This window comes from uncultured Bacteroides sp., assembly GCF_958445495.1.
GTDB lineage: Bacteria > Bacteroidota > Bacteroidia > Bacteroidales > Bacteroidaceae > Bacteroides.
In genome coordinates, this window is the sequence record NZ_CAUCSQ010000021.1 from 37,034 (window position 1) to 50,875 (window position 13,842).

Annotated in this window: 11 protein-coding genes; 8 read left to right on the plus strand and 3 right to left on the minus strand. The window is 47.2% G+C overall.

Annotation, left to right across the window (positions count from 1 at the left end; translation table 11 throughout):
- The first annotated feature begins 43 nt into the window (after positions 1-43).
- Complete coding sequence (locus tag Q5076_RS09190; protein WP_303012638.1) at positions 44-760, plus strand: OmpA family protein; 717 nt, start codon at positions 44-46, stop codon at positions 758-760.
- 867 nt (positions 761-1,627) lie between these two features.
- On the opposite strand, the gene Q5076_RS09195 is transcribed toward Q5076_RS09190, so the two are convergent.
- Positions 1,628-2,131: an RNA polymerase sigma factor gene (locus tag Q5076_RS09195; protein ID WP_303012639.1), complete on the minus strand. Its 504-nt coding sequence runs from the start codon at positions 2,129-2,131 to the stop codon at positions 1,628-1,630.
- A gap of 236 nt (positions 2,132-2,367) precedes the next feature.
- Here Q5076_RS09195 and Q5076_RS09200 point away from each other — a divergent pair, with 236 nt between their 5' ends.
- From Q5076_RS09200 to Q5076_RS09210, 3 genes are all read left to right on the plus strand, one after another.
- On the plus strand, positions 2,368-2,928 hold the full coding sequence (locus tag Q5076_RS09200; RefSeq protein WP_303012640.1) for a LemA family protein: 561 nt from the start codon (positions 2,368-2,370) through the stop codon (positions 2,926-2,928).
- A 45-nt stretch (positions 2,929-2,973) separates the two neighbouring features.
- A complete protein-coding gene (locus Q5076_RS09205) occupies positions 2,974-3,945 on the plus strand; it encodes a M48 family metallopeptidase (RefSeq protein ID WP_303012641.1) in 972 nt (323 codons plus the stop codon).
- 214 nt (positions 3,946-4,159) lie between these two features.
- A complete protein-coding gene (locus tag Q5076_RS09210) occupies positions 4,160-4,654 on the plus strand; it encodes a DUF4251 domain-containing protein (RefSeq protein WP_303012642.1) in 495 nt (164 codons plus the stop codon).
- Positions 4,655-4,673: 19 nt separating this feature from the next.
- On the opposite strand, the gene Q5076_RS09215 is transcribed toward Q5076_RS09210, so the two are convergent.
- Positions 4,674-5,315 carry a trimeric intracellular cation channel family protein gene (locus tag Q5076_RS09215; protein ID WP_303012643.1) on the minus strand — a complete coding sequence of 214 codons (642 nt, stop codon included), beginning with the start codon at positions 5,313-5,315 and terminating at the stop codon, positions 4,674-4,676.
- A 91-nt stretch (positions 5,316-5,406) separates the two neighbouring features.
- Here Q5076_RS09215 and Q5076_RS09220 point away from each other — a divergent pair, with 91 nt between their 5' ends.
- The 4 genes from Q5076_RS09220 (at position 5,407) to Q5076_RS09235 (ending at position 12,152) form a co-directional block, all read left to right on the plus strand.
- A complete protein-coding gene (locus Q5076_RS09220) occupies positions 5,407-6,492 on the plus strand; it encodes a UDP-N-acetyl glucosamine 2-epimerase (protein ID WP_303012644.1) in 1,086 nt (361 codons plus the stop codon).
- A gap of 748 nt (positions 6,493-7,240) precedes the next feature.
- A complete protein-coding gene (locus Q5076_RS09225; RefSeq protein ID WP_303012645.1) occupies positions 7,241-9,817 on the plus strand; it encodes a DUF5686 and carboxypeptidase-like regulatory domain-containing protein in 2,577 nt (858 codons plus the stop codon).
- Between the two features lie 4 nt (positions 9,818-9,821).
- Positions 9,822-11,093 (plus strand): replication-associated recombination protein A, encoded by a 1,272-nt coding sequence (locus tag Q5076_RS09230; RefSeq protein ID WP_303012646.1) that lies wholly within the window; start codon positions 9,822-9,824, stop codon positions 11,091-11,093.
- A 102-nt stretch (positions 11,094-11,195) separates the two neighbouring features.
- Positions 11,196-12,152 (plus strand): D-2-hydroxyacid dehydrogenase, encoded by a 957-nt coding sequence (locus Q5076_RS09235; protein ID WP_303012648.1) that lies wholly within the window; start codon positions 11,196-11,198, stop codon positions 12,150-12,152.
- Positions 12,153-12,665: 513 nt separating this feature from the next.
- Here the strand turns inward: Q5076_RS09235 and Q5076_RS09240 are convergent.
- Complete coding sequence (locus Q5076_RS09240) at positions 12,666-13,808, minus strand: cytochrome d ubiquinol oxidase subunit II (RefSeq protein ID WP_303012649.1); 1,143 nt, start codon at positions 13,806-13,808, stop codon at positions 12,666-12,668.
- Positions 13,809-13,842 lie beyond the last annotated feature (34 nt).

A 13,842-nucleotide genomic window follows, 5' to 3' on the forward strand; every position in this document is an offset into this window, starting at 1 on the left:
AACAAGAAACAGATTTTATTAAACAATTAAAAACATCAACATTATGAACAAGATGAAATTTATGGTTCTCTTCATGAGTATAACCATGATATTCAGTGGATGTGCAAGTATGAACAACACCGGCAAAGGCGCTGCTATCGGCGGAGGTTCGGGTGCTGCTCTGGGTGCTATTCTGGGAGGTGTTATCGGTAAAGGCAAAGGAGCCGCCATCGGTGCTGCCATCGGCACGGCAGTAGGTGCGGGAACCGGCGCTCTCATCGGAAAGAAGATGGACAAAGCGGCAGCGGAAGCCAAACAAATCGAAGGAGCTCAAGTAGAACAGATAACGGACAATAACGGACTGCAAGCCGTAAAAGTTACATTCGATTCAGGAATCCTTTTCACTACCGGCAATGCCAGCCTGAGCGCCGCCGCGAAATCCGCCCTGAGCAAATTCGCCAATAACGTACTGAATCAAAACCGGGACATGGACGTATCCATCTACGGATATACCGATAACCAGGGTTGGAAAAACAGTACCGCCGCACAAAGCCAGCAAAAGAATCTGAACCTGTCTCAAGAACGTGCGCAGAGCGTAGCCAGCTACCTGTTAAGTTGCGGCGTATCCTCCAGCCAAATCAAAGGCGTGGAAGGTTTGGGCGAAAGCGACCCCGTTGCCAGCAACGATACGGCAGCAGGCCGGGAACAAAACCGCCGTGTAGAAGTGTACATGTATGCAAGTGAGCAGATGATTAGAGACGCGCAAGCGGCTGCCAATTAAAGGTAAGTAACGGCAAGAGGGGTGTCCGACTTTGAAAAGACTGTTTCAAAATAGAAACTGAAAGTCGGAAATCTTATAGACTGAAACTTTAAAAAGAAAAATCCCCGTTATTCTTGTCTTGCATTCTGATGAATGAAGGCTGGAGAATAGCGGGGATTTCTTATATTACAGCCCATAAATTTATAAAGAAGGCTGTCCCATATAGAAAAAACAAAACAATCCCTGCAAGATAGACAGAAAAAATCAAGGTTCACTTCATTCTTCTATTTCGAAACATTTACATTTACAACATTAAATATCACAGTATAGGCATACATATTAAAAAAGAAAAGTTGTAGTGAACTAATTCCGAAACTTGTCTTACAGGACTATGGGGGTATGTCAAAATTCAATTTCAGAGGAAATGAACTTTTCATCTGAAACCTTGGCACTCTCCATCTGAAACCCGACACTCTTCATCGGCAATAAAAAAACCGTATCAACTCTATTTTTGAAGTGCCCCCAAAAGTTAGACACAAAACTTTTGGGGACACTTCATTTTAAGTAACGATACGGCTACTTTTATGTTTATCAGTTCCAATCCGTAACTGTTCCGAGTGTTCATCCGAGTTTCGACACACTCCCCTTTTGATGAAACATACATTTAAAGAATATCCCCAAACAGCAGAAAACCGCATATAGCACATGGCGAAGAGCCGGACTTCCTGTAAATGAAAGAGGTTCCTCGCCACATACCGGGTAATAAAATAACAGAATCCACAGGGTACGCACATCAAGACGAACCCGTCCCCCTCCTCCCTATCCTACCGACAAGCCTTCCTGTATCAACAAGCTTATCAGAATGTATCGGCAACGCTTCTTTATACTTTATACAAAATCTTTCAATTCCTGCTGCAACCGCTGGCGGGTAAAAAAGATGCGGCTTTTCACAGTCCCCAGAGGGAGTCCCAGCTTATCGGCAATCTCACGATACTTGAATCCGGACACATGCATGGAAAACGGGACCTTATACTCCTTAGGCAATGCATTGACAATACGATGTATCTCTTTCAGGTCATAAGCCCCTTCCGTACTCGCAAACCCGGAGTCCTGCGGCAAATTCAGATGATAATAATTATCGGTCTGATCCACAAAAGTCTGGTCGCGTACAATCTTCCGGTAATTATTAATAAAGATGTTACGCATAATCGTGTACATCCATCCTTTGAAATTTGTGTCCGGAACATATTTTTCCTCATTATCCAACGCTTTTAAAGAAGTCTCCTGCAATAAATCATTCGCCTCTTCGCGGTCGGCGGTCAACTTATATGCAAAACGAAGCAACTCCTCCTGAACTCCAATCAAATCTTTTCTGAAACTTAAACTTCTCATACTTTAAGGGTTTTATGGTTAATATTTCGTTTTTCTCGATGATGCAAGTTTAAGGGTATTTTAGCTGTCGAACAGGGGGAAATCCGTCTTTTTTAAGGGGTTAATTCTATCAAATAACAGTTTTCGGGTGCTTTTAGATAGTTTTCGGGTGGTAATTAATGATTTTTATTCCGTTCCGTTTGGCTATAAAAAACAAATCACCTACTTTTGATTAATATTTTTAAATAATAAAGACCATGACTACACTCATTATTATAGGAATCATCGTACTGCTGGGAATCATTTTCGCTTCCATGTACAACTCCCTGGTGAAACTGAGAAACAACCGCGAAAACGCATTCGCCGATATCGACGTACAGTTGAAACAACGCCATGACCTCATTCCACAACTGGTAGACACCGTAAAAGGCTATGCCGCCCATGAGAAAGAAACGCTCGACCGGGTGATTCAGGCACGTAACGGAGCGGTCAGCGCCCGAACCATAGACGAAAAGATAGCTGCGGAAAACCAATTGTCATCCGCCCTGTCAGGACTGAAGATTACGCTGGAAGCCTATCCCGACCTGAAAGCAAACCAGAACTTCCTGCAATTACAGGAAGAAATAGCCGACGTGGAAAACAAACTGGCGGCGGTACGCCGGTATTTCAATTCCGCCACCAAAGAATATAACAATGCCGTCCAGACATTCCCTTCCAACATAATCGCCGGAATGACCGGATTCCGGAAAGAAATCATGTTCGACTTGGGCAAAAACGAACGCGCCAACCTGGAAGAAGCTCCCAAAATCAGCTTTTAAGCCGGAGAGCCGTTTTCACCCCCGCCATAAACATACATATATATTATGGAATATGTAGGAATCCAGACACAGCAAAGCCGCAACAACCGGCGTTCCGTCTTTTTGCTATTCCTTTTCCCCTGCCTGGTCGCCGCCCTTCTTTACCTGTCCTGCTACCTGCTGGTTCTTCTCGGAGGAGGGAACAACACGGAAACGGAAATGGGAATGATACCCGTCATCAACTATCTCTTCCTTTCCGCCCTCCCCTACACGATGGGAGGCGTACTGGTCTGGTTCCTGATAGCCTATTGGACCAATACGAACATCATCAAAGCCGCCACAGGCGCCAAACCGCTGGACCGCAAAGAAAACAAGCGCGTTTATAACCTGGTTGAGAACCTCTGTATGTCACAGGGAATGAAGATGCCGAAAATCAATATCATCTATGACAACTCCCTGAACGCTTTCGCGAGCGGTATTAATGAACGCAGCTATACCGTCACACTCTCACAAGGCATTATCAATAAACTGGACGATGAAGAGCTGGAAGCCGTCATAGCACATGAGTTAACCCATATACGTAACCATGACGTACGCCTACTAATCGTCTCCATTGTGTTTGTCGGCATTTTCTCCATGCTGGCACAAATCGCTTTCTACACCATCACACACGTGCGCATACGCAGCAACAGCAAAAACGGCGGCGGAGGCGTCCTAATCATCATGCTCATCGCTCTGGTAGTAGCCGCCATCGGTTTCTTATTCGCCAGCCTGATGCGTTTCGCCATTTCACGCAAACGCGAATACATGGCGGATGCAGGCTCCGCGGAAATGACAAAAAATCCGTTAGCTCTGGCTAGCGCCTTGCGGAAAATATCCGCCGACCCGGACATAGAAGCCGTCAAACGTGAAGACGTGGCGCAGCTATTTATCCAACATCCCGGCAAACAGGCAAAAAGCGCTTTCAGCGGACTCAGCGGATTGTTTGCCACACATCCCCCTATCGAAAAAAGAATTGCCATACTGGAACAATTCTAAAATCTTCCGCCATACCGGGCGTTTCTATTTAATTTTCATTAAATAATACCCCAGGCAGCACTGATTTTTAGTATATTTATTGCGGTAATCCATGTTGTCCCAAGCAACCGGTATCCTCATATCACGGAAAAGACGGTATCAATGCTCCAACGGCAACTATACCCCGATACGGATTATCCCGCTATGCGGATGTATCAACCTAAATATAACTGACATGAAAACAAGAAAACCAATCCTGATGTTGTTGCTGGCCCTGCTGGCGTGCCTTCCCCCTCTTTCCGCCCAAAACAAGAAAGAAAAAAAGGAACAGAAAAAAGAAGCCGTGCAAAAGCAAATCATATCCGAGAACTACAAGATAGAAGTCAACACAGCCATACCCATGCGCGGACGTACCATACCGCTGACCAGCTCCTACTCACTGGCAATCAGGAACGACTCGGTTATTTCCTATTTACCGTACTACGGCCGGGCCTACAGCATTCCCTACGGCGGAGGCGACGGGCTCAATTTCAGCGCCCCCCTCAAAGAGTATGACATGAAAACAGATAAGAAAGGAAATCCCGTCATCAAGTTTACAGCCCGGAGTCCGGAAGATTATTTCGAGTTCAGGATAAAAGTATATTCAAACGGCTCGGCAAGCATCGACGTCAATATGCAAAACCGCCAATCCATCAGTTTCCAGGGAGAACTGGAGTTAAAGGAAGAGTAAACCGTTTTTCTCCCTTTCCTCATCCCTTTTTCGCTCCGTTATCCTCCGTATCTTCACCGCCTTTCAATATAGGCAGGCAGATATGATATTTCACGGCTAAGATACGGGCAAGGAAAACGACTGTCCCGCCTATCAACTGGCATGCGTAGGATTCCATGCCGGCAACGTCGCAAACCCAGTAGGCAATGCCGCCCACGACGCATGCCATCGCATAAATCTCCTTCCTGAAAATCAGCGGGATTTCATTGATAAAGACATCCCGCATCACACCGCCTGCGGCTCCCGTTATACTGCCCATGATGATAGCCACCCAAAACGGATAGCCCAGGGAAATGCTTTTCCCCACACCGACCACCGTAAACAGCGCCAATCCAATCGTATCGAAAATAAAGAAAGTATTGTTAAGGCGAATCAGCCAACGGCCGAAACAGATAACCCATAACAAGGCTACTCCCGTACAAATCAGATAAATCGGATCTGTCATCCAGCCGGGAGTGACATCCAGCAAAAGGTCGCGTATCGTACCGCCGCCGATTGCCGTAGCAAACCCGACGACATAAGCCCCGAACCAGTCGAAACGTTTCGCCGAAGCCAGCCTGATACCACTAATAGCAAAGGCAAATGTGCCTATAAAATCAAGAATTTGAACGAATGTGGGCATATATTTGTTATTTACCCTGCAAAGTAACGAATAAATTCCGTAAGAAAATGTACTTTTGCCTACGGAATTAATCGAATTTGACAGAAACGATATGAAAATAACAATTGTCGCCGGGGCACGCCCCAATTTCATGAAGATAGCTCCCATCACACGCGCCGTTGAAGCAGCGCGGGCGTTAGGCAAAAACATTTCCTGCCGCCTGGTATATACCGGCAAAAAAGAAGATGCCAGCCTGGACGCCTCCCTGTTTTCCGACCTTGACATGAAGAGTCCCGATGTATATCTGGGAGTAGAAAGCAACAACCCGACAAACCTGACGGCGGGAATCATGATGGCTTTCGAACACGAACTGACCGAGAACCCGGCACATGTCGTTCTGGTGGTAGATGACCTCACGGCAACCATGAGTTGCGCGATTGTAGCCAAAAAGCAAGGGATAAAAGTCGCGCATCTCGTAGCGGGGACCCGTTCTTTCGACATGAAGATGCCCAAAGAGGTGAACCGCATGATAACGGACGGCCTGTCCGACTATCTGTTCACAGCCGGAATGGTTGCCAACCGCAACCTGAACCAAACGGGAACGGAAAGCGAAAATGTATATTATGTAGGAAATATCCTGATAGACACCATCCGCTATAACCGCAACAGACTGCTCAAACCTGTCTGGTTTCCCGTCTTGGGGCTGGAAGAAGGACAATATTTCCTGTTCACCCTCAACCGCCGCGCACTGCTTGACAATAAGGAAAACCTGCGCCGGCTCATTGAGACCCTGATAGAGAAATCGGCGGGAATGCCCGTTGTCGCCCCTTTGCACACCTATGTGCGCAACGCCATCAAAGGACTGGACATCGAAGCTCCGAACTTTCACATCATGCCTCCGCAGAGCTACCTCATTTTCGGATTCCTCATCAGCAAGGCAAAAGGCATCATAACCGATTCGGGCAACGTCGCCGAAGAAGCAACCTTTCTGGGAATTCCCTGCATCACGCTGAATACCTATGCCGAACATCCGGAAACATGGCGCATGGGAACCAACGAACTGGTTGGAGAAAGTCCCGCCGGGCTTGCCAAAGCGATGGATACGTTAATGAAAGGCGAATGGAAAAAAGGCGTACTCCCCGAACGCTGGGACGGACGCACCGCCGAACGCATCGTACAAATTCTGACAAGCAAATAACACCGCCCGCCGGCTGCCGGATTCCGTTCTCCTGGTCCGGTCTCCACATCCGGTAATTCCCGGCAAACCAATCCGAAAGGACAAAATCCAGGCAACAACACTTATCCGGTTCTTCTTCCAACCAATTGAAGAAGAACCGCTGTTTCAGGCATACCAGTCAAAGTTTCCAATTCAAATCCGGCACGCTACACCCCTCCGATACGGCATATCCGGAACAAAGAGTATAATAAGCCGGAAGTTTCATCCTATTGAAACAATTTGTTCCAATAGATGAAACGTTTTGTTTCACCGCCAGAAACTATAGTTTCGACAGTGAGGAAACTATGGTTTCATACGGTAGAAACTACAGTTTCTTATAATGGAAACTCTAGTTTCTCCCTGACGAAACTTCCGTTCCCCTTATTCGGCACTCCCGCTCTGTACTGTACCGGATGGATATACCGGATTCAATTGACAATTTCGCTTGTTACACCTAAGTTCGTTTACTCAATATTTTTTTTAACCTGAATAAGTTTACTTGTCCCTTTGTTATTCCTGTATGAGTTGTCATTTTAGAGATGTTGCCAAACCGGTATCAACCCGCAGCCATACATAAAAAACATACGGAACGAGAAACGGCTTCGCCCGCATTCTACCCATTATCCGGTAATAAAAGCTTGTAAATAACAAAAAATGATGGGTAAAAAAAGTTATATATTCTCCTATCCTTAGAGTTATTTGTTAACTTTGCAGCCCTACTACGAACGTTATGATACAACGATATAGCAAAATATTTATACTGTTCTTACTCGTACTGACAGGTTCAAATGCTTTTGCGCAGCAAATAAAAGGGGTTGTCACAGATTCCGTAACCCATGAACCTTTGATGTATATCTCCGTTTACTACCAGGAAAAACGGGATATGGGAACTATCACCGATATTGACGGAGGATTCACGCTCGAAGCCCGTAAAAACGGAGGGACGCTTGTATTCTCCGCTGTGGGCTATACCAGCAAAACCGTCAAAGTGGGCTATGGCAACCAGACGGTCAACGTACAACTGTCTCCGGACAATGTCATGCTGAACGAAGTAGTGGTAAAACCCAAGAAAGAAAAATACTCGCGCAAGAACAACCCGGCAGTTGAATTCATGAAAAAAGTCATCGAACATAAAAAGGCGCAAGTCCTTGAAGTGAACGATTACTACCAGTATGACAAGTACGAGAAGATGAAAATGTCTATCAACGACCTCACGCCGGAGAAGCTGGAAAGGGGAATCTACAAAAGGTATTCCTTCCTGAAAGACCAGGTGGAGGTTTCCGAAACCACCCACAAGCTGATTCTCCCCATCTCGGTACAAGAGACAGCCTCACAAACGATTTACCGTAAAAATCCGGAAAGCAAAAAGACAATCATCAAAGGAAAAAATTCCAACGGCATTGAAGAATTCTTCAATACGGGAGACATGCTCGGCACTGTGCTGAAAGATGTTTTCGCCGACATCAATATTTACGACGACGACATCCGCCTGCTGCAACAACGTTTCGTCAGCCCTATCGGCAGCAGCGCCATCTCTTTCTACAAATTCTATCTGATGGACACGCTAATGGTCAACAGACGCGAGTGCGTGCATCTTACTTTCGTACCGCAGAACTCACAGGATTTCGGTTTCACCGGACACCTTTACGTTCTGAACGACTCCACCTACGCCGTGCAGAAGTGCACCATGAACCTGCCTAAAAAGACCGGCGTCAATTTCGTCAACCGCATGGACATCGTGCAGCAATACGAACAACTGCCCAACGGGAACTGGGTGTTGTCCGACGACGACATGACCGTAGACCTTTCATGGAATTCCAACAAAACGGCGGGAGGACTGCAGGTGGAACGTATCACGAAATATACCAATTACCGGTTTGACCCGATAGAGCCGAGATATTTCCGGTTGAAGGGCGATGTCATCAAAGAAGCGGACATGTTGTCGAAAAGCGACGAATACTGGGCAAGCGTGCGCCAAGTGCCATTGACTAAAAAGGAAAGTACGATGGACTTGTTCGTCAACCGCCTCGAACAGATTCCCGGATTCAAATACATAATCTTCGGCGCAAAGGCCCTGATTGAGAACTTCGTGGAGACGTCCGGCAAAGACCGTCCGAATAAATTTGACATAGGGCCTATCAATACCATGATTTCGAGCAACTACATCGACGGGACCCGTTTCCGTTTGAGCGGCATGACTACCGCCAATCTCAACAAGCACTGGTTCCTGAGCGGTTACGGGGCGTACGGATTGAAAGACCAACGCTGGAAATACAGCGGGACTCTTACTTATTCATTCAATAAGCGGGATTATGTGGTATGGGAATTTCCCAAGCATTACATCTCGGCAACGTACAGTTACGATGTCATGTCGCCGATGGACAAGTTCTTGTTTACAGATAAAGACAACATCTTCCTGTCATTGAAAACGACAACGGTGGACCAGATGTCATACATGCGCGACGCGACCATCAATTACGAGCTGGAGACCCCTGCCGGATTCGGCGTGAAAGCCATGCTCCGCCACCGTAACGACGAACCTGCCGGCAAACTGGAATATTTGAGGAATGACGCCGCACAGACACGTGTACACGACATTACGACTTCCGAAGCCAGCCTGACATTACGTTACGCACCGGGCGAATCGTTCGTGAACTCCAAGCAGCGCCGCATCCCCGTGTCGCTGGACGCCCCGATTTTCACTTTAACCCATGCGATGGGCTTCAAGGGCGTGCTGGGCGGAGAATATAATTTCAACCGCACGGAAGCAAGCATCTGGAAACGTTTCTGGCTTCCCGCATCTTGGGGAAAGGTGGATTGCAGCGTAAAAGCCGGTGCGGAATGGAACACCGTCCCCTTCCCGCTATTAATCCTGCCGGAGGCAAATCTTTCATACATCACTCAACGGGAGACATTCTGCCTGATTAACAACATGGAATTCCTGAACGACCGCTTCGCCTCCATGTCCGTATCTTATGACATGAACGGAAAGCTGTTCAACCGCATCCCTCTGCTCAAGAATCTGAAATGGAGGGAAATGTTCCGTGTACGTGCATTGTGGGGAACGCTGACGGATAAAAACAATCCGTTTAAAAGCAACAATCCCGACTTGTTCCGTTTTCCGACGCGCGACGGCAAATTCACGAGTTTCGTAATGGACTCGAAAGTCCCTTACGTGGAAGCGAGTGTCGGTATCTACAATATCTTCAAGTTACTGCACATCGAATATGTACATCGTCTTACCTACCGTGACAATCCGGGTATCAACAAAAGCGGTATCCGTTTCATGGTATTAATGGTATTCTAAAATTATGCAACCTTTAGCAGAACGATTACGTCCCAAAAACCTGGATGAATACATCGGCCAGAAACATCTGGTGGGGCCGGGTGCTATCCTGCGGAAGATGATTGACGCCGGACGCATCTCATCATTTATTCTTTGGGGGCCTCCGGGAGTAGGAAAAACGACCTTGGCGCAGATTATCGCCAATAAGCTGGAAACTCCGTTTTATACGCTGAGTGCCGTGACTTCCGGCGTTAAAGACGTCCGTGAAGTGATTGACCGCGCCAAGGGCAACCGTTTCTTCTCACAGTCCAGCCCGATTCTGTTCATCGACGAAATCCACCGGTTCAGCAAATCGCAGCAGGACTCTTTGTTGGGGGCTGTGGAAAACGGAACCGTAACATTAATCGGCGCCACTACGGAGAATCCTTCATTCGAGGTTATCCGCCCTCTCCTGTCCCGTTGCCAGCTTTACGTTCTCAAATCTCTGGAGAAAGAGGATTTGCTGGAACTCCTGCAACGCGCCGTCACTACGGACGTCCTGTTGAAGGAAAGGAAAATCGAATTGAAAGAAACTACCGCCATGTTGCGCTTTTCCGGCGGAGACGCGCGCAAGTTGCTGAACATACTGGAGCTCGTGGTCGAATCGGATTCCGAAGACACGGTTGTCATCACTGACGATATGGTGACAGAACGGCTGCAACAGAATCCTCTTGCCTATGACAAGGACGGCGAAATGCATTACGACATCATTTCGGCTTTTATCAAATCTATCCGCGGCAGCGACCCCGACGGTGCAATCTATTGGCTGGCACGGATGGTGGAAGGGGGGGAAGACCCGGCTTTCATCGCCCGGCGACTTGTCATTTCCGCTGCGGAAGACATCGGGCTGGCAAACCCGAACGCATTGCTTCTTGCCAATGCCTGTTTCGACACATTGATGAAAATCGGTTGGCCCGAAGGAAGAATCCCTTTGGCGGAAACCACCATTTACCTGGCGACCAGTCCTAAAAGCAATTCTGCATATAACGCGATTAATGATGCATTGGAGGTGGTGCGCTCTACCGGAAATTTGCCTGTACCGCTTCATTTGCGTAACGCGCCGACCCGACTGATGAAACAGTTGGGATATGGGCAGGAGTATAAATACGCCCACCATTACGAAGGTAATTTTGTCAGACAGCAATTTCTGCCGGACGAATTGAAAGACAAGCGGATATGGCAACCGCAAAACAATCCTGCCGAACAGAAACATGCCGAACGCATGCAGCAGTTGTGGGGAGACAAGTTTAAGAAATAAGAGATGGCGACGAGACGGGAGAAGGGACGGAATCAGACGGATAAACCGGCCGGAATCCCTATGGGAACGCCAAATACGTAAATATATTAATATAAATAGAAAATGAAGATTGTTATTTTAGACGGCTTTGCCGCCAATCCCGGAGATATATCCTGGGAAGGTTTGAAAGCACTCGGAGAGTGCACGATTTACGACCGTACTGCCCCCGAAGAAGTGGTGGAACGTTCAGCAGGCGCGGAAGTGATTCTGACGAACAAAGTTGTCATCAACGCTGAGAAGATGGCTGCCTTGCCCGAACTGAAATATATCGGCGTACTGGCCACCGGATATAATGTGGTCGATACGGTTGCCGCCAAAGAGCGCGGCATCATCGTCACCAATATTCCGGCTTACAGCACGGCATCCGTCGCCCAAATGGTATTTGCGCATATCCTGAATATAACGCAGCAGGTGCAGCATCATTCGGAGGAAGTCCGCAAAGGACGTTGGGCCGGCAACAAGGATTTCTGTTTCTGGGACACTCCCTTACTGGAACTGAGGGATAAGAAAATCGGTTTGGTGGGACTGGGACATACGGGATATACGACAGCCCGCGTCGCCATCGGCTTCGGGATGCAGGTATATGCATTTACTTCCAAATCCCATTTCCAGTTACCTCCGGAAATCAAAAAGATGGACCTGGACCAATTATTCAGCGAATGTGACATCATCAGCCTCCATTGTCCGCTTACTCCGGAAACGCACGAACTGGTAAATGCCCGCCGCCTTGCCATGATGAAACCGAACGCTATCTTAATCAATACGGGACGCGGGCCGCTCGTCAACGAGCAAGATTTGGCAGATGCATTGAACAGCGGGAAAATATATGCGGCAGGGGTCGATGTGCTCTCTACGGAACCTCCCCGTGCCGACAATCCGCTGCTGACGGCAAAGAATTGCTACATCACTCCTCACATTGCATGGGCTACGACAGAGGCCCGCGAGCGTCTGATGAATATGACTATAAGCAATCTACAGTCATACATCGCCGGGACACCGGAAAATGTAGTAAACAAATAAAAGGGAAAAAGGGCGGCTCAAATAATCGAGGTTGTCCCCGAAAAGGAAAAATCCCCCTGTCTTTGCTTTGTATTCTGACGAATGAAAGCTGGAACAGGGGGATTTTTTATACTATACCTTAAATTTACCGTTCCTGTCTTTCTTTTGACAATTAATCAAGGATTGTTTATCCCGATTGTCGCATATGCAAAGGTAAAAGTTATGCTTATAAATAGGTTACAGTTTATAAAGTAAAAGCAAGGCTGTCCCGTTTTTTCTATTTCGAGCCATTTGCCTTGCCTGTCATATAAAGGTATCTCCGGGAAATATTACTCCCGCCGTTTGAAATCTTTTGAAGATAATCCCTTGCGTCCGGTCTTCACATTGCTAGGAACCGGGACTGAAACAAGGGAATTACCGTATTTTCAACTTGCCGCTTACAGGCAAGGATATTTTTCTTTTCTATTCCGGAATTTCATTTCCGGCGTTTTTTCAGATGGCGGATTCAGATATTCATTTAACTTTCACCGGTTTTCAGTAGGAATGTCCTCCTTCTTCCATCTCTTTCTCTGTAATCTTACGGCGGTCGATACTTCGCCACGCATAGAAAATGTAGGCCAGCACGAACGGAACGAGAATAGACACGTATGCCATTGTTTTCAGCGTAAACTCACTGGAACAACTATTGGACAAAGTCAATGAACTTTGCAGGTCCGTATAGGAGGGATAATAGGCGGTATTGTTATATCCGGCCACCAACAGCAATGCCAGCACGGTCAGCACAGTGCCTGCTCCCGTAAACCAGATGCCTTTATCAAACGTACTTTTAAGGATGGTTTTACCGATTCCAAAAAGCACCAGTACTACTCCGGCAAGGAAAAGAACCGATACCGGCGGCATCTCGACAAAGTTGATGAAATATTTGAACGGCTGCATATAGATTTCCTGTGTTTCGGGATTCACGGCGAAACCGTCGGACACTAATGTACGAATCACGAACGAGAGGAAGAACACCAGAAACAAGACGGCATTATTGAGTACCGCACGACGGCATTTGTCCGTCAGTTCTTTATTGTCTATATTATTGATGAAATAAAGCGCACCCAAAACGCGGGCAAGGAAAAATACCGCCAGTCCCAATATCACATTCCAGATATCGGCCAGCGCATCCAGCCCGTGCCATCCGTTTCCCCAATGGCTGATGACCGGCATAACGGTATCTGTCATATTCGCTTTATTGATATAGAAGTCGGACCCGGTAAAGAATGTCGCCACCGCCCCGCCGAGCAGAAGGGGGCCTACGACTCCATTAACCACCAAAAAGGCCTGGTATGTCTTTTTCCCCAACAGGTTTCCAGCCTTGCTCTGAAACTCATAACTTACCGCCTGCAGCACAAAACTGAAAAGGATAATCATCCAAAGCCAATAGGCGCCACCGAAACTGGTGCTGTAAAACAACGGGAAAGAGGCGAAGAAAGCGCCTCCGAACGTAACCAGCGTGGTAAATGTGAACTCCCATTTGCGTCCGGTGGAATTTACCATCATCTTACGGTGTTCTTCCGTCTTGCCCAGACAGAATAATAATGAGTTGCCTCCCTGCACGAACAGCAGGAATACGAGTATGGCTCCCAGCAGGGAAACGATAAGCCACCAATATTGTTGTAAAAATAGATACATAATGAATGAGGATTTATAGGTTATATATTACGGA